Raw genomic sequence first — 19,762 nt, forward strand, 5'->3', positions numbered from 1 at the left:
TGGATGCCTCTGGACAATGGAACATAGGGTCCATTCGGGGCAATACTCTCACCTCTAATCAAGTGCCGTCTTATTCGCCTTGCAGCTGTGCGGGCGACAATTCGTTCAGCAGCGGCTTGCCATCGACGAATCGCTGCACATTGCCGTTGAAGATCGACCAGATGCGCGACAAAAAATGCGTGCTTTGCGACGATCCCGATATATGGGGCGTCATGATCACATTCGGGAACTCCCACAGCGGATGTTCGGGCGGCATCGGGTAATGGTAATGCGTGTCGAGCGCCGCGCCGGCGATCCAGTTCTCGCGCAGCGCGCGCAGCAGCGCATCCTCGCGAATGATCGGCCCCCGTGACGGGTTGAGCACATAAGCGGTAGCAGGAAGCTCCCGCAGCTCCCGTTCGCCGATCATCCCTTCCGTATGCTTCGTCAGCGGCACCGCCACGATCAGGAAGTCCAGCTCCCGCAGAAACTCCGCGCGCTGGTCGGCCGTGAACACATGATCCGGCAGCACCCCCTGCGGGTCGCCGACCCCGGGAACGCAATAAATAAGCTGTCGTTCCTTAACGCCCTCCCGCACGAACACTTGGACGTGCATGCCCATCGCCTTGGCGAGCCGCGCCGTTTCCCGTCCGATTCCGCCGTAGCCCCAAATTCCCACCTTGGAGCCGCGGATTTCCGTTTGAAACCGCGCCGCCCGGTCCCATATTTTATGCTCCTGGTTATGGTACATCCCTTTCATATCCCGCTTCAGCTGGAACATCATTGCGATATTCCATTCGGCGATCGGCACGTCGAACACACCTTGCGCGTTGCATGCTTGCACGCCTCGCTCGGCAAGTCCGATGTTGACGAGCTGGGTATAGCCCGTCGAGCTGATCTGGATCAGCCGCAGCGAGGCGCAATCTTCCAAATTCGCGGGAGGGAAGGTGCAGAATACGATATGTTGGTCCCGCAGCAGTTCCGCCGGCAGCGGTCCCGGCTGGTCGCGAGGCGCGATGCAGGTGACGTGCACGCCGCTTATGCGCCGCAGCTCCTCGAGCCGCTGCTCGTCTACCGGCATATCGATCAATACGTTAACCATCGGACTCCTCTTCCTCTTCGTCTTATTTCACCAGATAAACGGCGTATACCCTGGGATCGACCCGATCCTTTCGCTCCAGCTTCACGCGCATCCGAACCGTTTGCCCGGCCAGCTTGCGCAGTTGATGGGCCGGCCATTCGACGATTTGATGCAAGCCGTCTCCGGATACGGTGCCGGCATGTTCCCCGGAAAACTCCGGAATCGTACGGAACTGCTCGTCGGTAAACTCGACCCGAATGCCTTCGGCTCCGTCGGCATTGATTGCAATCGAGATGTCTCCGTCGGGAAACGCGATCGGTACGGACAGCAGCGAGCCTTCGTTACGGTCCGGGTTTAAGCCGAGTGCCCCCCAACGGTCGCGCGGCAAGATGGCCAGCCCGATTTCACCGGAATAGTCGTCCGTACTCCCTTCGGGGGCCCATGCATTGCGCCATCTCCCGTGATAAATGCGCGTCTCGTCGCCGACATTGAGAATGCCGTTCGACTGGCACAACACCGTTTTGATCGATTTGCCCGGTACGGGGGTGGCGGGAGATTCCATCGTGCTCATATACACGTGGCCCTTCACCGGTTCGCGAAACTTCAATCCGTCGTTGCTGATCAACAAGCCGAAATCGCACGACGTCTCGCTAAATGGAACTTGCTGGTGATGCCACAGCCCATACAACCCGACCGCGACATTGTCATACACGATGGGCGCCGTACCCAGATGAACTTGATCGTAAGAGAAAGATTTTCCTCTTTGGGCCGGATCTTGCGGCTCCGGGAGCCAGAACGAATCCGCGCTTTCCTTCATCCAATGGTCGAAGTCGGTCGAAATCCACGCAAATCCTTGTCTGCCCGTATCGGCGCCGCCATCGCTTTTGCGAAATCCCCATAAGCAATGGCCGTTCAATACGTAAAGACCGTTGTATTTATAAAACCCGGCGTGCTCGATAAATTGCGGAATCATTCCTCGCGGTCCTGCCGTCCAATGAATGCCATCCGGACTTGTCGCAATCCGCGCGGTTTGACGACCGCCGGTAAACTCCGTGTTGTAAATATGCGTGTATACCATTTTGTAGCGCCGGTTCGGATCGGGATCGTCCATGTCTTTTATGATCGTTGGCGAATGGACGAACCCATCCGGCAAATCGATCCCGTTGTTGTTCCGGTTTCCTTTGTAAAGCATCTGCCCCAAATTCGGCTTCACCCAGTCGATGCCGTTTTCGCTTTCCGCGTAACAGACGGGCCCCGACATAATGCCTCCGAGCGAGACGTTTGTTTTTTTTCGGTGCTGCTCCAAATCTTCGGCAGGCATATCCGGATTGATGCCGAGCGACATCCCGAGGTACCACATCCGGTATTTCCCTTCGTCGTACAAGACCGTGCCGTAGAAGTGCGCGGCTAACGCATCGGGGGCATCCGCCTGTTCCGATCGGGTCAGCACCGGCTGTTTGATAATCTCGGGCTTGCTCAAGTAATGGCAAACGTTGCTTTTCAGCGGAAAGTAATAATCGTCGATCGCGAATAAAACCGGTTGCTTGGAAGTGACGCCAATCGTTTTGAATTGAAACATGTCTGAACCTCCTTTTTTTGTTAGATCAATACTTTGACAAGGATTTTTTTGACGGATTAACCGTTTCAAGCTGGATGCTGGGCATATGCACATCGTGCGGAGCGAACAACGCGAAGTGTCCTTCCCTTAGCGTGAAAAAATCGCCTGATGCCGAAAACAACGCATAATCTCCATCTCGATCGTAGGGGCGAGTTTCTTCTGCCTGATCGATCGGAATATAACCGAGCCTCTCGCTGCCTTCCGCCATGTATTGAACGTCGATATATTGTCGATGTGCCTCCCAGAGTCCTTTCTCCTTCGGCTTCGTTTCGTAATGCTGCACGAGCGCATAAACGTTATCGCCTTCGATTGGATATTTGCCTGGTTGCAAATCTTTGCCCTGATTCGTTTCAAGAAATTGCGCCGCCAGCTTCAATCTGGCGCTCACACTGGAATATTGGCTGATATGCGACAACGAATCTGTAATCATGCCGGTTCTCCCCCTTATTGTTGACTTATTTCACAAGGTAAACAGCGTATACTCTGGGATCGACCTGATCCTTTTTCTCCAGCTTCACACGCATCCGAACCGTTTGCCCGGCCAGCTTGTGCAGTTGGTCGTCCGGCCATTTGACGGTTTGATTCAAGCCATCCCCGGATACGATACCGCCATGTTCTCCTGAAAACTCCGGAATCGTACGGAAATGCTCGTCGGTAAACTCGACCCGAATGCCTTCGGCTCCGTCGGCATTGATCGCAATCGAGAAGTCTCCGTCGGGGAATGTGATCGGTACGGACAGCAGCGAGCCTTCATTACGGTCCGGATTTAATCCGAGCGCCCCCCAACGGTCGCGCGGCAAGATGGCCAGTCCGATTTCGCCGGAATAGTCGTCGGTTACCCCTTCTGGAACCCAGGCATTCCGCCATCTCCCGTGATAAATGCGCGTCTCGTCGCCGACATTGAGAATGCCGTTCGACTGGCACAACACCGTTTTGATCGATTTGCCCGGTACGGGGGTGGCGGGAGATTCCTTCGCGCTCATATACACGTGGCCCTTCACCGGTTCGCGAAACTTCAATCCGTCGTTGCTAATCAACAAGCCGAAATCGCACGAAATCTCGCTAAACGGTTGCTGGTGATGCCACAACCCGTACAAGCCGACTGCCACATTGTCATGCACGATTGGCGCCGTGCCCAGATGAACTTGGTCGTAAGCTAAACGCGTCCCTCTTTGGGCCGGATCCCGCGGTTCCGGGAGCCAGAAAGAATCCGCGCTTTCCTTCAACCAATTGTCAAAGTCGGTCGAAATCCAAACCGTACCTTGCCTTCCTGTATTAGCGCCGCCTTCGCTTTTGCGGAAGTCTTTTAAGCAATGGCCGTTCAAGACATAAAGACCGTTATGTTTGTAAAATGAAGCATGTTCGATAAATTCGGGAATCATCCCTCTCGGCCCCGCCGTCCAATGAATGCCATCCGGACTTGTCGCAACTCTTGCGGTTTGGTGTCCGCCGGAAAATTCTGTATTGTAAATATGCGTGTATACCATTTTGTAGCGCCGGTTCGGATCGGGATCGTCCATGTCTTTTATGATCGTTGGCGAATGGACGAACCCATCCGGCAAATCGATCCCGTTGTTGTTCCGGTTTCCTTTGTAAAGCATCTGCCCCAAATTTGGCTTCACCCAGTCGATGCCGTTTTCGCTTTCCGCGTAACAGACGGGCCCCGACATAATGCCTCCGAGCGAGACGTTTGTTTTTTTCCGGTGCTGCTCCAAATCTTCGGCAGGCATATCCGGATTGATGCCGAGCGACATCCCGAGGTACCACATCCGGTATTTCCCTTCGTCGTACAAGACCGTGCCGTAGAAGTGCGCGGCTAACGCATCGGGGGCATCCGCCTGTTCCGATCGGGTCAGCACCGGCTGTTTGATAATCTCGGGCTTGCTCAAATAATGGCAAACGTTGCTTTTCAGCGGAAAGTAATGATCGTCGATCGCGAATAAAACCGGTTGCTTGGATGTGGCGCCAATCGTTTTGAATTGAAACATGTCTTAGAAACCGCCTTTCATCGTTTATCAAGTTTTGCAAAAAGAATCGAGCAGCCTACGTGTCACACGAAATATTTTCCGTCTGCTGGCCGACGTCCGGTCGGAAATTGAAACGCCCTCGGTAGGCTCCTATACAAAAGTACTCAGCTTGTTTGCCCAGATCATCATAGAGGTTGTGAGGGGTTCAACTGGAGCGCCAGTCGAATCGAAATTACACGATGCCTCACAAAGACAAGTATGATCAATGGTCCCATCTTATCGATCATTTCCTCTCCAAATTCCAACAAGATTTGACACTTGAGCAGCTAGCTGCTTTGCTGAACTTGAGTACGAAGCAAACGCAGCGGATGCTCAAAAAACATTTCCATACCACATTCAAACAAAAGCTCATGAACACCCGGGTGGAAGTGGCCAAAGACTTGCTCCGAACGGGCAGGCTATCCATTGAACGGATCGCCGCCGATGTCGGCTATTCGTCGACGCAGTACTTTTGTCATCTGTTTCAACAAAAGACCGGTATGACCCCTTCGGAATACCGCCTCGTCGAACAATCGGAAATACCAGGTCTTGCGACACCCCATGCAACAATGACCGCCGCTCCATCACCTCCTTAATTTGCAGAACGCACTGACCGAGTCATGCGTTGTTTCCACCTGCAATCCTTTAACACAAGTGTATCGAGGAATGCCAAGGGCAACAACAAGATGAACGGACATCTTTTTGTGCATATTGTCTTTAAAAAGGAATGAAGTTGGGCATTTTGCGTTATACTGGGAGCCCTCATGGATTTGATTCTGGTCGTATCGGCGGTCGGTACTGCAACGAAGATGTTTCCAATTTTAAGAAAATTTGATTCTCCAGGTAGCTCAGGAATCCCTTCAAATAAGAACTAATACTAGACGAAGGTTTTTTCGGAGCGCCCACAGAAGGCGGGAAACGCGGGCGCGGAACGGAACAATCTCCCGTACTGGTAGCCTTATCGTTAGACAAGAAGGGGTGCCCGAAATACCTGAAAATGCAAGTCATACCTGATGTCAAAGGTACGACGCTCGTTGATTTTGCTCAAAAATACATAGAAGAAGGATCTACAATCGCCAGCGATCGCTATCGCTCCTATAAAGCCTTAGCAAAGGAAGGCTTTCAGCATGTAGCGAAGAAGTATGACTTAGCTGAAAATCCGGATCACCTGAAGTGGCTTCACACCGTCATCTCCAATGCGAAAGCTTTTATTGGTGGAACCTTTCACGGTTTAGAATCCCAAGCATCTTCAAGCCAATCTCGACGAGTTTTGTTACCGATATAACCCCCGTGAAATTAAAAACGAATTGTTCAACCGACTCGTACAATGCTGTATCTTGTCAACGACGATTACCTACCCTGAGCTAGTTGGATAATCAAATATCTTTTTTGTTAAGTGTTAAAATTTTTGATGAATCTGGGCTCTTCTTCTGCTTATTCCGGGGGGGGGGGGGGAACAATGCTCTTGTATCTTGTCCACTCTCGACTATCTCTTACACGATCCCATTTTCCACCTTATGGATTCCGCGAGCTCGGCATTTGCAGTCTCCCCTCTCCTCAGAAGAAGAGAAGTCTTAATGAGTTATGGAACAATTCCACTCTTGAGAGCTAATCTATATATAACTAGTCAAGCTTTCACCGTTAATAATTTTATTTTCCATCACCTTTTTCTTCTACGATAACTAATAATAAAAGGCAGACGATTAACTTTTATCGTCTGCCTGGTTGCTTTTTATTCAAAAACATGAATGAATATAATATCCTAATAATTTATGAAAAAAACCGTCTAACAAATTATGGAATAATTCTAATTAATTTTGGAATTTCACACATTGTGTCCGTTCTTCTCCGCCCTTCCGTTGTGTCTGGATCCCTTGGCGCTATTTGCATTTCAGAAGCCATGATACCCGCTTTCTTAACCGAATGAATACGATAGATCAGTGTATCCAACCCATCCACATCTAAATGTGGAATAAGTTCAGCTAAAGTGAGCAGCATCATGTCGCGATACAACTTTGTCTTCGTAATCGATTCATCTTGAATCAACATGAGGGCTTGTTCAACTAACTCACCTCTCGGGACTCCTTTGTAGGAAACCTCTGACTGCATACACGCCTGATTCCCCATTAATCGTACCTATAGTGCCTTATAAATCATAGAACAGCGGTTTTAACCCGCGGCCGGCCATTAAATCGTCCAAACCCTTTGCTTGATCCTCTCTCCACGCTGCCAAGGTAAGCTTAATTACACGGGGTTGGAGTTCGGTTCTTGCTCGCTCGATACACCGAATGACGGATTAGTATTGGGCAAGCTCCGGCAGTGTTTTGTGCAAGTAACTGTGGTGCGTGTTCAAGATATGATCAATCAATTCGCTGAAGGATTGTTCCATCCAGTTCACACCTTCGTTGCCCGCTGAACAAGTTTCTACTGAATGATTCATATCTATTGTTCCTCCCCTGTATTATTACCGATTCTCCGGTGCGCTGTGAAACGGATGCTTGCTAACCTGAATAGATGCTGTCGGGCATCCATGTTCCGCTTCGTCCAAATCGTCAAGCCATTCTTTTGCAACCTCGGCAATCCCAAGGTTATGGTCATGAGGCAAAATATTTTCTGCGAGACCTTCATCATCGTAGCCAAATATATCTGGTGCCGCAGTACCACAAGCTCCACACGCGATGCAGGTGTCTTTATCCACGTAAGTGTATGCTGCCATTTGGATCACCTCCCCTCAAATTTTTCTCATCTTCACTTTACCACCTGATAAGAAAAGAAACCTTGATTTGCAACAATCGAACGTGACATTCCTCACATTCAAAACACAATTCCATTACCTCAAAAAGAGTCGGCCGATTGAAACCAGCTCGACTCCGGGAAGCACGTGCATAGGAATCTATGCGCCCCGTAAGCTGCAGAACAACCCAAGATTCCTACACTGCCTTATCATACCGTAACCATCGCCAACCGATATTCCTTCATAAGGGTATCGATGATCTTCCGTACTGACAATATTTCTTTGATCTCATGCACTCTTGCACCTGCAAACACCAACCCGTTCTGAACATCACCATTAAGGGATTTAATCAAGTGCTCCAATGTGCAGAACCGATACGAGCATATTTTGAGACAATCATGGCATTTCTCTATTTTTATTTTGTTGTCTTCGTTGATTATTATTTCTGTAAGTTTATTTTTGATCGCTCTTCCTTGCAATCCGACTGTTGTTTTAACCAGAATAGTATCCCCTTGCCCGGCATCCACATATTTCTGTTTGAATGCCTGGGAAGCATCACATTCGTGACTAGCCACGAAACGTGTTCCCATTTGAACCCCAGAAGCTCCCATCTTGATGGCCTTGGCGACGTCTTCTCCCGTCCAAATACCACCTGCAGCAATAACCGGGATATTCACAGCCTCAACTACCTCAGGCAAGATCTCAAACAATGGTCTGTCCGTGCCCAGATGGCCCCCCGCTTCATGACCTTCTACAACGACAGCTGCGGCTCCCAGCCTCAGAGAGCTTGGCTAACTTTGCTGACGAAACTATGGATATCACCGGGGTTGCATATTCTTTTCCCCACGCATACATATCTCTGGAAATGCCAGCACCGGATATTATAAAGTCCACCTTTTCTTCCAAAGCCGCCTTCATTTTTTCAGCGAAATCCTTCATGGCAAACAACACGTTCACGCCAAAATATCCATTCCCCTTCGACAATTCCCTAGTTCTCCGGATATGTGATCTCAGCTCGTCAATCGATATTCCCGTGCCCGAAATTGTTCCTATACCACCTGCATTCACAATGGCTGAGGCAAGTCCGCTTAAGGATATTCCTACACCCATTCCTCCCTGGATGATGGGGACTATTGATTTCATATGCCCGATTTGCAATATTGGCAGCTCCAAAGCTATACCTCTTTTCGTATAAATGAAATATAGCTTTAAAAATATCACAATCCCAATTTTGTCGATATGACAAGCCTCACACCCATACTTAATAATTGATACCGCTCATTGAGCCATTGATCATGCAATAAATAAAGGTGTGAGACAAATCACATCATCACATTCTTCACTTTGTTATACTGATCTCAACGTATATGGGGGTGATCGAATGGAAACAGTCCATGAACTACCAGCAGCTTGTCATGTCCGGAACTCCTCTTGCTTCACTAGTAGAAATCTGGAGAAGTTGACGCAAAATATGTTTTCCCAGGAATACAACATGGGTACAACCGTTTTCCTTGAAGGTGACTATGCCGATAACTTGTATTACATCCATTCGGGAAGAGTAAAAGTAACGAAGTTTTCCGAAGAAGGCAAAGAATATATTATGTCCCTTTTCCATACGGGGGATTTTTTCGGACAGCTAGATCCTTTTCACGAATCCAAACACAGCTTTACCGCTCTAACCATTGAAAAATGCGAAATCAGTATCATTCATAAGAGCGATCTGGAAATTTTGTTGTGGCAATACGGAGAATTGGCCATAGAATTCATGAATTGGATGGGATACATGCATCGGGTAACCCAGACGAAATTTCGCGATATCATGATGTATGGAAAGCCTGGAGCTCTATGCTCCACTCTGATCCGGCTGTCCAATTCATATGGATCGACCGACGAGAACGGGATTCATATCTCACTAAGACTGACGAATTCTGAATTGGCAGATTTCATAGGTTGTTCGCGCGAAACCGTAAACCGGATGCTGAGCGATTTGAGAAACGCGGGTGCGATCTTAATGAATGACGGAATCATTACCATCACGAACTTGAACTATTTGCAAGGTGTTTGCAAATGTGAGATGTGCCCGAAGGAATTGTGCCGAATATAATCGGTTCAATTCCGGTCCTTCCATTGAGCGAGAACCTGCCTCATTTTCATTCTCGCTTCAGCAATGACATCTTCAATGTCCTGCTTGGACGGTTGATCCAGATGAATACCCACAAGTATGGCAACTGTACGGTCAAGCGCACAGACTGCCATCTTTGCGAGCTCGGCGGCTAACTCACCTTCGCGGTGGCCAGGCAGCGTAATAACTTCAGCACGAACGATCTGATCGTCCGACATATAAGCCGTTGCCGTCGCACCAATGTGAGCTGTTCCACCAGTAACCAGGAACACCAAGTCCTGCCCCATGGTAAAGGATCGGATTTCAATCGTATCCGACCCTTTCGATTCATTCATTTTCGACATCATTATGCTTCCCCCCGTTATCTATACACTCTGGTAACATGTCCGCCACAGCCGCATTCATCGATATATCGAATGTTCTGCACGGTGATGTTATCCTCCAGTAATCGACGGGTCAAATTCGAAATAAACCCCTGTTCCGGATTCCCTAGATTCCCGGGAGTGACCAAATTGACATAAAATCCGGGGGTAGTGCTTCTAACAGCTTCGATCGCCGTTTCGAGAAGTTCATCGTAATTTTGTTCGAAATAGGAATCCTCTAAGTTCATCGACCAGTCGTTTGTCTTCATTACTTGAACCTTATGCTCCATTGTTCCGCACCTCATTTCCTAATTTCCGTTAAAAAGGAGCCAATATCTAATTTGGCTCCTTTCTTTGTGTGGTTAACCAGCATTAGCAAGGCGGGTAAACATGATGTTATTCTCAAGATGAATATGTTGGAACAAATCAGACTCGAGCTCCACTAGCTTTTGAAAGGTTAGTGTATATGTTCGACATGCCCAGCCTGGCAAATCATAGTCATGTGTTACGGCTCTCATTTCTCGAAGTATATCGCCTACTTTACTATGATCAGCTTCAAGCTCGTCTATTGTATCTATGACTTGATTCAACAGGGCTTGAGATGGATTTTCATCATATTGCTTAATGAGAGGGAAGACAACCTCTTCCTCAATGATTATATGCTGTTCGAGCTCCATCTTCATTTGATGAAAGAGCCTATGCAGCTTCGAAAGCATATCCCCTTGTGCAGGTCCGTGAACACGAAGAATTTTGGTGGCAAATTCACTTAGCAACGGAAGTTCTTTTTGCAGATAAGCATGATGGGTGTTCAAAACATAATTGATGAGCTCCGTATTAGAAGATTCACGCCAATCCACATCTCGATCAGAGCTTATTCTCTTCGCCTCCAGATACATCTCATTGAGTACTTCTAGGAATGGTCCTTCATTCGTATTCTGCTCGCGAAGAACGGATAGCAAGGACCGATTCCCACCGCAGCAAAAGTCAATATTGTACTCCTTGAACAGATTGCTCGCACCCGGAAAAGTCGATACGATCTCCCCGATTTTCTCTGAACCATCAAACCTGCATTCCATAGAAACTACCTCCTTAAGTTTACACATCACAAATCTTTTGCAAGCTCTCGCTCTACATCAAGTATAGTTTCAAATCTCTCACCTTGTTGTGATACAAATCACGCTTCCACAGCAATCGATTTGATATAATCCATCATCTGTTCGGCAGCCTTTTTCCCCTGATGAATGCAGTCTGGAATCCCGACTCCTTGATAGCCTGCGCCACAAAGCAGTATTCCCGGTCTATGGTGAGTCAGTTCTTCCCTTATCATCCTTAACTGCTCCACGTGTCCAACCGGATATTGCGGCATCGATTGTTGCAATCTAGTGATCTCGTGGAATATAGGTTCCGCTGATATGCCCATTGTTTCTTGCAAATCCTTGCGTACTTGGGAGAGCAGCTGCTGGTCCGTTAATTGGACCCATTCCTGCGATCCGGCTCGGCCTACATAGGTTCGCAACAGCACTTTTCCTCGGGGTGCCGTATGCAGCCATTTCGACGATGTCCAGGTGCAAGCTGTAATGGTACGTCCCTCGCTACGAGGTACAACGAATCCAGAGCCGTCTAACGGGAGTTTGATATCCTCCTGCTTATAGGCTAGAACAATATTGGCAACCGAAACATAAGGAATTTGCTCCAGCCACTTTAATGCGGGAAGATCCGGGAATAGCTTGGCCGTATGGTAGGTTGGCTGAGCAAGGATCACACCGTCCGCATGAAGCCCCACTCCATTATCAAGACTTAACCTATATCCTTGCTCCCCCCTTGTAATTCCAGTAACGCCTTGCCCCGTGATAATCTCCAAGGACTTTAACGCTTCCTTCAAGCTGTCAACTAATGTAACCAACCCGCGCTTGTATGTCAGGAACATACTTTTTCTAGCAATCTCCGGCAGCCCTTCAAGATGAGTCCTTGTTTTTCCGGACAACATGCCTAGTATTAGGCTGCGGTGCTTTTGTTCCATTTCGTGAAATTGCGGAAACGTTGCTTTAAGACTTAAGCGTTGTGTATCCCCGGCATAAATACCTGCTAACAGAGGTTCCGTTATATTCTCAAGAACCTCTTTACCCAATCGACGTTTAATAAAACCGCCCAAGGATTCATCCGTAACTTCCTTCTTTCTAGGCAGGATTAAATCGAAGGCTGCGCGGATTTTTCCGACCGGGGATATTAATCCTGTTCTCATAAAAGGTGTCACTTCAGTAGGGATGCCCAGAACAAGTCCCAATGGCATTCTGTGAAGCCGCCCTTTGTGCAATATATAGTTGGTTTTCGCCCGAGGATTCGTGGCCGTTAGTTCATCCTCGAGGCCAAGCTCCCGTGTCAAGGTTAGTACAGGCAGCTTCCGAGCCATGAATGAGTCGGGTCCTTTTTCAATAATAAAACCATCGCGATGGAGGGTGCGTATTTTCCCCCCAAGCTCATTGCTTTTCTCTATGATCGTAATATCAACCGGTATACGCTGCTCCTCAAAAAACTTTTTCGTGTAAAATGCAGCGCTTAATCCAGCAATTCCTCCACCCACGATTGTAATCCTTTTGCGCAGATCTCCCATAAGACACCTCCAATCAATAGAATAACCCAAAAAAAATTCCTTGATTGTGATTCAAATCACAAGTACCTCTATTTGGTTATTTTATAATGTAGATGTGCCTGATAAACATTCTCAAGGAGGAATAAAAGGATGAATTCATTTGCTGCAACGGTGAACGCGACGGAGTATCCCCCACATTTAAAGCATAAGGTTATTTTTGAGACGTTTAACGGTTTGAAGCCTTCGGAGGCAATGTTGCTTATTAATGATCATGACCCTCAACCGTTACGTTTTCAGTTCCAATCTATGCATGCAGGTTCATTCACATGGGAATATGTAGAGCAAGGTCCGAATGTCTTCAAGGTGAAAATCGGAAAATTATAAGAATATGCTTTCGAGGTACATTTACTTCGCAAATGTTGAGAAAGGAGTCGAATATGGCATTCATTGAAATTGTGGACGAAAAGACGATTAAAATATCCGTAGATCTGGATGATGCAACGTTTATGATTCAAGAAGCTTCAAACGATTTGAAAACCTATGCCGGTGAAATTATTACCATTTACGAAAAAATGCCGGAATTCGAGTATACGTATTTCTGTTTTTATGCCTATGACAGCGCTGCGTTATTCGAGAAAATGCTCGAGATCGATCCCAAAAACTATACTTCCTTCTCCTTGGATGCTCCTGATTCGTTCTTCTATGCTCTTTACGGTGGAATGGCCGGGTTATATAAGGAAGCCCTAAAAACGTTGCACTAAGAGAAGGAATGGGAAGGAGGACTGACCGTGGGGCATGTTACACGAATGGTTGAATTGGATGTTCGACCGCATTTACGCAAAAAGCTTGAACCGTTCCAGCTCATTATGGATACTGTGAAGACATTAACCAAAGCAGATACTTTCCTCTTGCACGCAACCTTTAAACCTACACCTTTACTGGGATTAATGAAAACAAAAGGGTATGTTTATGAGGTAGAGCAGTTAGAGTCCGATCACTGGACCGTTACGTTCAAACACAAAAGTCAGAAGAAGCTTGAGGAAAAATCATTATTAGAGGGTCCCGCAGTTCACGATGAGACTGAATTCAACAATCAGAAGAGTGGGCATACCTATGAGCTGGATAACCGAGGATTGGAACCGCCTCAGCCGATGATCCGAACATTGAAAAAACTGGAGAAAGCAGAGCCTGGTGATACGGTAATCATTCACAATGACCGGGTACCTATGTTCCTCATCGAGGAGCTGAACGCATTGGGTTATAGCTATGAAGTTACCGATCAGCTAGATGGTTCAGCTCGAGTTGCGATCCACAAGAAGTAAAGGGGGCATGCCCTATGTTCCGGCTGCCGTTTCTATTTATTATCACAGGGATTGTCAGCTTCGTGCTGTTTCAGTCCCTGACCTTATTCGATCTTGCCAGTTGGATCGGCGATCATCCTAGAAATCCAGTAGGATGGTCCCGAATCCATCTACTTGTGCTAGGTTGGGCCACCATGATTGCGATGGGTGCCGTTTATCAGCTCATTAATGTGGTCCTTCAGTCGAAAATTTACAGTGAAAAGCTTGGTTTCTTCCATTATGGCTTCTTCACTGTCGGAACGTTCGGCTTGCTAATCGGTTTCCAAGCTGCGCGTGTGGCCTGGATCGCCTGTTTCGCCACGTTAGCATTCATCGGCATACTCCTGTTTGCATGGAATATAGCTGTGACCTTGCTTCGCGCATCGCAATGGAACGCAATTACGATTAGCGCGGCTTGTGCAGTTGGTTATCTAACCCTAACTGGGTTGACTGGAATGGCTATGGGACTTAATTTCCGCTTCAATCAGTGGGGCAGCTTCCATGAACAGTTGTTCGGCGCGCATATTTGGTTCGGTATGATGGGCTGGTTCGGATTGCTGATTACAGGATTCAGCTATAAAATGATGCCTATGTTTTATTTATCCCACCAATTTCCCACTACTATGCAAAAAGTTACACTTGTTTTATGGAATGCAGGCGTGTGGGCGGGAGCCTTATCCTTCCTATTTGATTGGTCCTTGTCGTTGAAAGGATTCGGGCTATTGTTAATCGTGCTGGCATTCGCAGCTTATAACATCCATCTCTCTCAAATTTATAAACATCGGCATAAGCCAAAGCCCGGTACGGGTATTGTGTGGGCAGTGATGTCCGCAAGAGCCCTTATGATTGCTGGTATTGCTGCTCTACTGGTGTTTATCTTTATACCTGATCAGATGTTTCAATCGAACATCATTGTCCTGCTAGGATGGGCTTATTTATGGGGCTGGGTTGCTATCACGATATTGGGGTATTTATCCAAAATTGCCCCGTTCTTATGGTGGACACACAAGTATGGGCCCCAAGTCGGAAAAACAAAAATCCCTACAATGGCACAGCTAATCGATGATCGCAAAGTTAATATCGGGTTAGCGGTAATTAGTGTTTCGCTAGTTGTTGTGTTAATAGGAATAGGTCTACATCTACCCTTGCTTATCTCGATCGGCGGCTGCGCATTATCGTTAGGCTCCCTGGGTTATATCAGCTTAATTGGCAGAGTATTCACGCGATAAGCAATAAAAGGAGGAGATAAAAGCTTATGGATATAATAAGGGAAACGTTAAAACAGGTCTACGACCCCGAGCTCGGTGTCAATATCGTTGATTTGGGTCTTGTCTATGAAATCAGTATGGAAGAAGGGAATGTTAACATACGAATGACGCTAACGACACCTGGATGTCCCATGCATGATACGATTGTCGGAGGCGTAGAGAGAGCGTTGAAGGAATTGCCTGAAGTTCACACGGTTAAGGTTGACGTCGTCTGGTCCCCCCCATGGTCACCGGAGCAAATGACCGACGAAGCCAAGGAGTATTTGGGATACTTCTAGAGACTGTATCTAATCCTTCAAAACAGATATACTTGTTCTGAGGGATTTTCTCTTACATATGAAGGGAGTTAAACTATGGCTGAGAATATCGAAATTTTGCGGCTGGTTCCTATCTTTCGAGAGTTGACGAACGAGGAGCTGGAGCGAGTCTGGGGCATCTCCATTCAGAGATTTCAGCGGAAGAGAACCATCATCTTCACGGAAGGCAGTGACAAGGAAGCTGTGTTCTTCATTCAGGATGGACTCGTCAAGACTTTCAAAACAGACGAAAATGGGAATGAGCATATCGTTTCCTTCCTCAAAACCGGGGATATGTTCCCACATACCGGCTTCTTCAATTCTAACCCCTATCCAGCTACAGCCGAAGCTATCGTGGACACCCGCTTACTTGCGATACCAGTCCGCTCGTTTGATCAACTTTTAACAGATACACCGATGATCGCTATTAAAGTAATGAGGGTAATGAGTGAAAAAATCAAGGAGCTTCAAGAAAAGTTGCAGCAATTAACGGGGCATGATGTGCAGGACAGAGGGTTGTCATTCCTCTTAAAGCTAGCGGAGAACTATGGAACGGCCAAAGACGGCCACATTCATATTCATTTACCGATGACCCACCAGGAGTTCGCCAATGTGATCGGAACAACCAGGGAAACTGTGAATCGTTTAATTAACCAGCTCCGTAAGGAAGATATCCTGGAGCCCCATCGTGACGGCTTTATTATCCGTGATTTTGAAGCTTTGAAAAACTGGTCGCACAAGTAATTGGGGGATTCCATTACTTGTGCCCCCAGCCCCCCCTCATCCCAAGCAGACCTATTCCAACGGCCATTCCGATGCTTGCTGCCCATAACCATTCCTGCGCATATGCCACCGCACCTGCCCCCGTCCAATCGAATAAACCTTGCACAAACAAAACCAACTCGTTCACAACAAAGAAAATCAGGAAAAGTCCGTATCCGAATTGGGAAGCCCAACTCTTCTCACTCAACCAGCCTTGCTGAAGAAAAAGGGACAAGCTTAAAAAGCTGACAAATCCGAGCAACGTAAGATGCAAATACCCTACCACGATACTTCTAGATTCGTATATAAGGACGTCTAGCTTCGGTATAAGAACGCCAAGTTCCATAGTAGTTTTTACGAGTACGGTACCAATCGATAGTTCAAGCAGCCTTCTCGACCAGCCTTGAAAGACTTGCCTTACACCACCTCGCACACGATACAGAACCCTACATAACACTATAATTGCGACCCATTGCAGTATGCCGGCAACAGCTGCTATCCCATGCCAGATCCCATTCATTTCGATCCATAGCACAGATAAAAGAAAGGCAGGCAGCAGGGACCACGCATACAATCTTAACTGAAGCTTCATCAACTTCGCATCGTATGAGATGCCCCTTGTCTCCAAAATACGCAGTAATACAGCAAGAAGTCCAAGCAGAAACCATCCGTTATACTGAAAATGCAAGTAGAAGTAGATGGCTGCATCATACAGTGGAGTTTCTTTCCAGTGATTAGCACTTAACAATGCCAAGCTCCAAGGCCCCAAGGAAGATAGTACAAGACAGACCAGGCTGCCTTTGGCAAAGAGAACGGAAACTGATCTTCCTTGAGCTTCAATTGCCCTTTGGTTCAGCCTCCCCCAGACCAGAACGGCAAACCAATACGAGAGAAAGAGCTGGATCGTGGAGAATGCGATTGAAAATAATGCATATCCCTGCAGACTAAAGGAAATGAACATTCCAATAACAGTAATCTGGGTCAACCAAAACAGAACCTTGACATGCAGCCGTTGTCGTTCCGTTTCCTTAAAGAAGTGAGCAAGAAATAACAGGAACAATGCCATATAGCCCCAGCCTAACAGCGCCAAATGAGAATGGGCATGGAGAATGTTCTCATAATCGATCACGGGAAAAGGAAAGAGTGCCATACTCCTCATCAGGACGCCTGCAGCAGCTGTGACAAATAAATAAATAACGGTAAGTCGAATCCAACCCGTTGGCATAGCTCTCGCCCTCCTTACCTTTTATTAGCTTGATATAAAGAAGAATGCTGCCATGACAGATCAGCAGCATCTCCTTTAACAGGCTTATTTTTGAATCATTTTGCCCGTAGGGATCGATGACGCGGGACTGGATATGAATGATTTTCCAGTCTTTAATCCGATCACAAACCAGACAAGTCCAACAATCCCCGCGGCAAAAATCGTATCCCCGACAGCACGGAACCAAACTAAATTTTGCATTACGCTCTGATGGAGGAATTCAGCGGAGCGCGCATACCACATCCCATGCTCCATGCTCGCCAGCGTCTGTAGAATACCGACTGGCAGCAAGCTCGTTACTCCCATCGTGAGAAGACCGATATTCATGGACCAGAAGGAGAAGCGAAGCAATTTGGTCTTCCATGGCTTCTCTCCCGATAAACCGCGCAGACAGAACATCATTAACCCGATCCCAAGCATGCCATATACCCCGAAGAGAGCGGTGTGCGCGTGCAGCGGTGTTGTATTGAGTCCCTGCATATAATACAGTGCAATTGGCGGGTTAATCAGGAAGCCGAATACCCCGGCGCCAAGCAGGTTCCAGAACGATACCGCCACAAAAAAGTAAATGGGCCATTTGTAGCGTTCTACCCATGCCTTGGCACGCCCGTATCTCAAATTCTCATACGCTTCGAATCCGATCAATAGCAGCGGTACAACCTCCAGTGCGCTGAAGGACGCCCCGAACGCCAATACGCCTATAGGAGTTCCTGCGAAATACAGATGGTGGAACGTTCCGATGATCCCCCCGAACAGGAAGATGATCGTTGAGAATAGGACGGATGCTGTTGCCGTGGCCGTACGAATCAAGCCCATTCGCGAGAACAAGAACGCAATGACAACAGCGGCAAATACTTCGAAGAATCCTTCAACCCATAGATGGACCACCCACCAACGCCAATACGTCGATATCGACAGGTGCGTATTTTGTCCCCACATCAAACCCGGCATGTAAAACACTGGGATGGCAACTGAAGCGATCAGGAACAACACTAGTAAATGACGACTCTCGCTTTTCTTCTTGATCGCAGGCCAGATTGCTCTCGCCATAAGAAAGAACCATAAGAACAGCCCCACAGCAAGGAAGATTTGCCAAGCTCTCCCCAGATCAACATATTCAAACCCTTGATGCCCAAAATAAAAGTTATGCGATAAACTTCCAATATAGCCTTTCACAGCGGCCCATTCCCCAACCATGGACCCCACCACAATGATCAGCAGGCAAATAAACAAGAAATTTACTCCAAAGCGCTGATATTTCGGCTCATGTCCAGATATTGCCGGGCCGATGTATAGTCCTGTGGCAAGCCAAGCTGTTGCAATCCAGAAAATGGCCAGCTGCTGATGCCAGGTTCTAGTAACGGAATAGGGGAACCAGTCCGCGAGCGGAATGCCATAGAACCCATTGCCCTCTACCGCATAGTGCGCAGTGAGTGCGCCAAGCCCGACTTGAACGACAATGAGGGCAGTGACGATCCAGAAATATTTCAATGTAGCTTTCATGGATGGCGTCGCTTTAATGGCAAGGAGAGGATCTTTCTCTGGAGACGATTCTTCCTCATGCGCCTCTTTTCCTCTTTGTACCGCAAAGTACCACGCTAACGCCCCTACCCCGGCTATCAATAATATGACACTCACGATCGACCACATCACCGCCGAGCTTGTCGGCACGTTATCGATCAGTGGCTCTCCAGGCCAATTATTCGTATAAGTGATATCCGATCCTAGACGGTTCGTCGAAGTGGACCACGATGTCCAGAAGAAGAAAGCGGATATTTTGCGGCGATCCTCAGCGCTTGCAATTGTATCGGCAGGAACCGCAATTTGCTCGCGATATTCCGCCATGCTTGGATCATTTCCGAATACCTTGTCATAATGACCGCTTACCGCCTGGATCGCTCCCGCTCTTACGTTAGAGATCACAATTGCGTTCTTTTCCTTGTTAAAAGTATTGGTTCGGATCTCCTTTTTCAGCAAAGCCTGTAATTCCGCTTGCTTTTCCACGGGCAGTTGATCGTAGGAGGCCTTGTATTTCTCTCCTGCCCATTTGTCCAGAATCCAGACCAGTTCGCGGTGCAGCCAATCCGCCGACCAGTCCGGCGCTACATAGGAGCCATGGCCCCATATACTGCCGACCTCCTGACCGCCCATGCGCTGCCAAATATTTTGACCTTCCTGAATATCTTGACCTGTGTACACGACTTGCCCTGATTCAGTGACGACCCGATCAGGAATGGGCGGCTTTTCCTGATAAATCTCACCACCGTAGTACAGCAGAATGGCAAATGAAGCGAGAAAGACGAATGCTAATGAAATCCACAATTTTTTATACGACATACG

The 19,762-nt window shown here is 47.7% G+C and carries 21 protein-coding genes and 2 pseudogenes; 9 read left to right on the top strand and 14 right to left on the bottom strand.

Annotated elements, in window-relative coordinates:
* Window positions 1-70: 70 nt before the first annotated feature.
* The 4 genes from AC58QD_RS07005 to AC58QD_RS07020 are packed head-to-tail and all read right to left on the bottom strand — an operon-like array spanning window position 71 to window position 4,666.
* The gene (locus AC58QD_RS07005; protein ID WP_497331451.1) at window positions 71-1,081 is read right to left on the bottom strand and encodes a D-2-hydroxyacid dehydrogenase; all 1,011 of its coding nucleotides are present in this window, start codon (window positions 1,079-1,081) and stop codon (window positions 71-73) included.
* Window positions 1,082-1,103: 22 nt separating this feature from the next.
* Window positions 1,104-2,639, bottom strand: coding sequence for a hypothetical protein (locus AC58QD_RS07010; RefSeq protein WP_497331453.1), 1,536 nt, complete (start codon window positions 2,637-2,639; stop codon window positions 1,104-1,106).
* Window positions 2,640-2,664: 25 nt separating this feature from the next.
* The gene (locus AC58QD_RS07015) at window positions 2,665-3,108 is read right to left on the bottom strand and encodes a NanQ anomerase/TabA/YiaL family protein (RefSeq protein ID WP_497331455.1); all 444 of its coding nucleotides are present in this window, start codon (window positions 3,106-3,108) and stop codon (window positions 2,665-2,667) included.
* 25 nt (window positions 3,109-3,133) lie between these two features.
* Window positions 3,134-4,666, bottom strand: a complete 1,533-nt coding sequence (locus tag AC58QD_RS07020; protein WP_497331457.1) for a hypothetical protein — start codon at window positions 4,664-4,666, stop codon at window positions 3,134-3,136.
* A 218-nt stretch (window positions 4,667-4,884) separates the two neighbouring features.
* Here AC58QD_RS07020 and AC58QD_RS07025 point away from each other — a divergent pair, with 218 nt between their 5' ends.
* On the top strand, window positions 4,885-5,280 hold the full coding sequence (locus AC58QD_RS07025; RefSeq protein ID WP_497331459.1) for a helix-turn-helix transcriptional regulator: 396 nt from the start codon (window positions 4,885-4,887) through the stop codon (window positions 5,278-5,280).
* Window positions 5,281-5,561: 281 nt separating this feature from the next.
* Window positions 5,562-6,060: pseudogene (locus tag AC58QD_RS07030) on the top strand (IS1595 family transposase); the annotation flags it as partial.
* Window positions 6,061-6,478: 418 nt separating this feature from the next.
* On the opposite strand, the gene AC58QD_RS07035 reads toward AC58QD_RS07030, so the two are convergent.
* From AC58QD_RS07035 to AC58QD_RS07050, 4 genes and pseudogenes are all read right to left on the bottom strand, one after another.
* Complete coding sequence (locus AC58QD_RS07035) at window positions 6,479-6,793, bottom strand: hypothetical protein (protein WP_497331461.1); 315 nt, start codon at window positions 6,791-6,793, stop codon at window positions 6,479-6,481.
* A gap of 187 nt (window positions 6,794-6,980) precedes the next feature.
* Window positions 6,981-7,124, bottom strand: coding sequence for a hypothetical protein (locus tag AC58QD_RS07040; RefSeq protein WP_497331463.1), 144 nt, complete (start codon window positions 7,122-7,124; stop codon window positions 6,981-6,983).
* A 24-nt stretch (window positions 7,125-7,148) separates the two neighbouring features.
* Window positions 7,149-7,400, bottom strand: a complete 252-nt coding sequence (locus AC58QD_RS07045; protein ID WP_497331465.1) for a ferredoxin — start codon at window positions 7,398-7,400, stop codon at window positions 7,149-7,151.
* Window positions 7,401-7,627: 227 nt separating this feature from the next.
* Window positions 7,628-8,561 (bottom strand): annotated as a pseudogene (locus AC58QD_RS07050) (NAD(P)H-dependent flavin oxidoreductase).
* A 238-nt stretch (window positions 8,562-8,799) separates the two neighbouring features.
* On the opposite strand from AC58QD_RS07050, the gene AC58QD_RS07055 reads away from it, so the two are divergent.
* Window positions 8,800-9,522, top strand: a complete 723-nt coding sequence (locus AC58QD_RS07055; RefSeq protein ID WP_497331466.1) for a Crp/Fnr family transcriptional regulator — start codon at window positions 8,800-8,802, stop codon at window positions 9,520-9,522.
* Between the two features lie 5 nt (window positions 9,523-9,527).
* Here AC58QD_RS07055 and lpdD read toward each other — a convergent pair whose 3' ends face one another.
* The 4 genes from lpdD to hemY all read right to left on the bottom strand — a co-directional run bounded on the left by lpdD (window position 9,528) and on the right by hemY (window position 12,513).
* Complete coding sequence (gene lpdD, locus AC58QD_RS07060) at window positions 9,528-9,887, bottom strand: prenylated flavin chaperone LpdD (RefSeq protein ID WP_497331468.1); 360 nt, start codon at window positions 9,885-9,887, stop codon at window positions 9,528-9,530.
* 14 nt (window positions 9,888-9,901) lie between these two features.
* Window positions 9,902-10,192, bottom strand: a complete 291-nt coding sequence (locus AC58QD_RS07065) for a CGCGG family putative rSAM-modified RiPP protein (protein ID WP_497331470.1) — start codon at window positions 10,190-10,192, stop codon at window positions 9,902-9,904.
* A 72-nt stretch (window positions 10,193-10,264) separates the two neighbouring features.
* Window positions 10,265-10,978 carry an iron-sulfur cluster repair di-iron protein gene (gene ric, locus AC58QD_RS07070; protein WP_497331472.1) on the bottom strand — a complete coding sequence of 238 codons (714 nt, stop codon included), beginning with the start codon at window positions 10,976-10,978 and terminating at the stop codon, window positions 10,265-10,267.
* Between the two features lie 98 nt (window positions 10,979-11,076).
* Window positions 11,077-12,513, bottom strand: coding sequence for a protoporphyrinogen oxidase (gene hemY / locus AC58QD_RS07075; protein ID WP_497331474.1), 1,437 nt, complete (start codon window positions 12,511-12,513; stop codon window positions 11,077-11,079).
* Window positions 12,514-12,642: 129 nt separating this feature from the next.
* Here hemY and AC58QD_RS07080 point away from each other — a divergent pair, with 129 nt between their 5' ends.
* The 6 genes from AC58QD_RS07080 (at window position 12,643) to AC58QD_RS07105 (ending at window position 16,140) form a co-directional block, all read left to right on the top strand.
* Complete coding sequence (locus AC58QD_RS07080; RefSeq protein WP_497331476.1) at window positions 12,643-12,876, top strand: DUF2249 domain-containing protein; 234 nt, start codon at window positions 12,643-12,645, stop codon at window positions 12,874-12,876.
* Window positions 12,877-12,929: 53 nt separating this feature from the next.
* Window positions 12,930-13,253, top strand: coding sequence for a hypothetical protein (locus tag AC58QD_RS07085; RefSeq protein WP_497331478.1), 324 nt, complete (start codon window positions 12,930-12,932; stop codon window positions 13,251-13,253).
* A 27-nt stretch (window positions 13,254-13,280) separates the two neighbouring features.
* Window positions 13,281-13,814: a DUF2249 domain-containing protein gene (locus tag AC58QD_RS07090; protein WP_497331479.1), complete on the top strand. Its 534-nt coding sequence runs from the start codon at window positions 13,281-13,283 to the stop codon at window positions 13,812-13,814.
* Between the two features lie 14 nt (window positions 13,815-13,828).
* Window positions 13,829-15,061, top strand: a complete 1,233-nt coding sequence (locus AC58QD_RS07095; RefSeq protein ID WP_497331481.1) for a hypothetical protein — start codon at window positions 13,829-13,831, stop codon at window positions 15,059-15,061.
* A 26-nt stretch (window positions 15,062-15,087) separates the two neighbouring features.
* The gene (locus AC58QD_RS07100; protein ID WP_497331483.1) at window positions 15,088-15,378 is read left to right on the top strand and encodes a metal-sulfur cluster assembly factor; all 291 of its coding nucleotides are present in this window, start codon (window positions 15,088-15,090) and stop codon (window positions 15,376-15,378) included.
* Between the two features lie 75 nt (window positions 15,379-15,453).
* Window positions 15,454-16,140 (top strand): Crp/Fnr family transcriptional regulator, encoded by a 687-nt coding sequence (locus AC58QD_RS07105; RefSeq protein WP_497331485.1) that lies wholly within the window; start codon window positions 15,454-15,456, stop codon window positions 16,138-16,140.
* Between the two features lie 13 nt (window positions 16,141-16,153).
* Here AC58QD_RS07105 and AC58QD_RS07110 read toward each other — a convergent pair whose 3' ends face one another.
* Together AC58QD_RS07110 and AC58QD_RS07115 are read right to left on the bottom strand one after the other, a co-directional pair.
* A complete protein-coding gene (locus AC58QD_RS07110) occupies window positions 16,154-17,383 on the bottom strand; it encodes a hypothetical protein (protein ID WP_497331487.1) in 1,230 nt (409 codons plus the stop codon).
* An 84-nt stretch (window positions 17,384-17,467) separates the two neighbouring features.
* A complete protein-coding gene (locus AC58QD_RS07115) occupies window positions 17,468-19,759 on the bottom strand; it encodes a nitric-oxide reductase large subunit (protein WP_497331489.1) in 2,292 nt (763 codons plus the stop codon).
* Between the last annotated feature and the right edge of the window lie 3 nt (window positions 19,760-19,762).

The organism is Paenibacillus sp. J2R1T-4, from assembly GCF_059692235.1.

Bases quoted from the DNA above. Each gene is read 5' to 3' on its own strand.
- AC58QD_RS07100 (WP_497331483.1), top strand. From the start codon at position 15,088: ATGGATATAATAAGGGAAACGTTAAAACAGGTCTACGACCCCGAGCTC.
- AC58QD_RS07115 (WP_497331489.1), bottom strand. From the start codon at position 19,759: ATGTCGTATAAAAAATTGTGGATTTCATTAGCATTCGTCTTTCTCGCT.
- AC58QD_RS07080 (WP_497331476.1), top strand. From the start codon at position 12,643: ATGAATTCATTTGCTGCAACGGTGAACGCGACGGAGTATCCCCCACAT.
- AC58QD_RS07010 (WP_497331453.1), bottom strand. From the start codon at position 2,639: ATGTTTCAATTCAAAACGATTGGCGTCACTTCCAAGCAACCGGTTTTA.
- AC58QD_RS07020 (WP_497331457.1), bottom strand. From the start codon at position 4,666: ATGTTTCAATTCAAAACGATTGGCGCCACATCCAAGCAACCGGTTTTA.
- AC58QD_RS07110 (WP_497331487.1), bottom strand. From the start codon at position 17,383: ATGCCAACGGGTTGGATTCGACTTACCGTTATTTATTTATTTGTCACA.
- AC58QD_RS07040 (WP_497331463.1), bottom strand. From the start codon at position 7,124: ATGAATCATTCAGTAGAAACTTGTTCAGCGGGCAACGAAGGTGTGAAC.
- AC58QD_RS07085 (WP_497331478.1), top strand. From the start codon at position 12,930: ATGGCATTCATTGAAATTGTGGACGAAAAGACGATTAAAATATCCGTA.
- AC58QD_RS07025 (WP_497331459.1), top strand. From the start codon at position 4,885: ATGCCTCACAAAGACAAGTATGATCAATGGTCCCATCTTATCGATCAT.
- lpdD (WP_497331468.1), bottom strand. From the start codon at position 9,887: ATGATGTCGAAAATGAATGAATCGAAAGGGTCGGATACGATTGAAATC.
- AC58QD_RS07035 (WP_497331461.1), bottom strand. From the start codon at position 6,793: ATGCAGTCAGAGGTTTCCTACAAAGGAGTCCCGAGAGGTGAGTTAGTT.
- AC58QD_RS07065 (WP_497331470.1), bottom strand. From the start codon at position 10,192: ATGGAGCATAAGGTTCAAGTAATGAAGACAAACGACTGGTCGATGAAC.
- hemY (WP_497331474.1), bottom strand. From the start codon at position 12,513: ATGGGAGATCTGCGCAAAAGGATTACAATCGTGGGTGGAGGAATTGCT.
- AC58QD_RS07055 (WP_497331466.1), top strand. From the start codon at position 8,800: ATGGAAACAGTCCATGAACTACCAGCAGCTTGTCATGTCCGGAACTCC.
- AC58QD_RS07105 (WP_497331485.1), top strand. From the start codon at position 15,454: ATGGCTGAGAATATCGAAATTTTGCGGCTGGTTCCTATCTTTCGAGAG.
- AC58QD_RS07015 (WP_497331455.1), bottom strand. From the start codon at position 3,108: ATGATTACAGATTCGTTGTCGCATATCAGCCAATATTCCAGTGTGAGC.
- AC58QD_RS07095 (WP_497331481.1), top strand. From the start codon at position 13,829: ATGTTCCGGCTGCCGTTTCTATTTATTATCACAGGGATTGTCAGCTTC.
- AC58QD_RS07045 (WP_497331465.1), bottom strand. From the start codon at position 7,400: ATGGCAGCATACACTTACGTGGATAAAGACACCTGCATCGCGTGTGGA.
- AC58QD_RS07005 (WP_497331451.1), bottom strand. From the start codon at position 1,081: ATGGTTAACGTATTGATCGATATGCCGGTAGACGAGCAGCGGCTCGAG.
- ric (WP_497331472.1), bottom strand. From the start codon at position 10,978: ATGGAATGCAGGTTTGATGGTTCAGAGAAAATCGGGGAGATCGTATCG.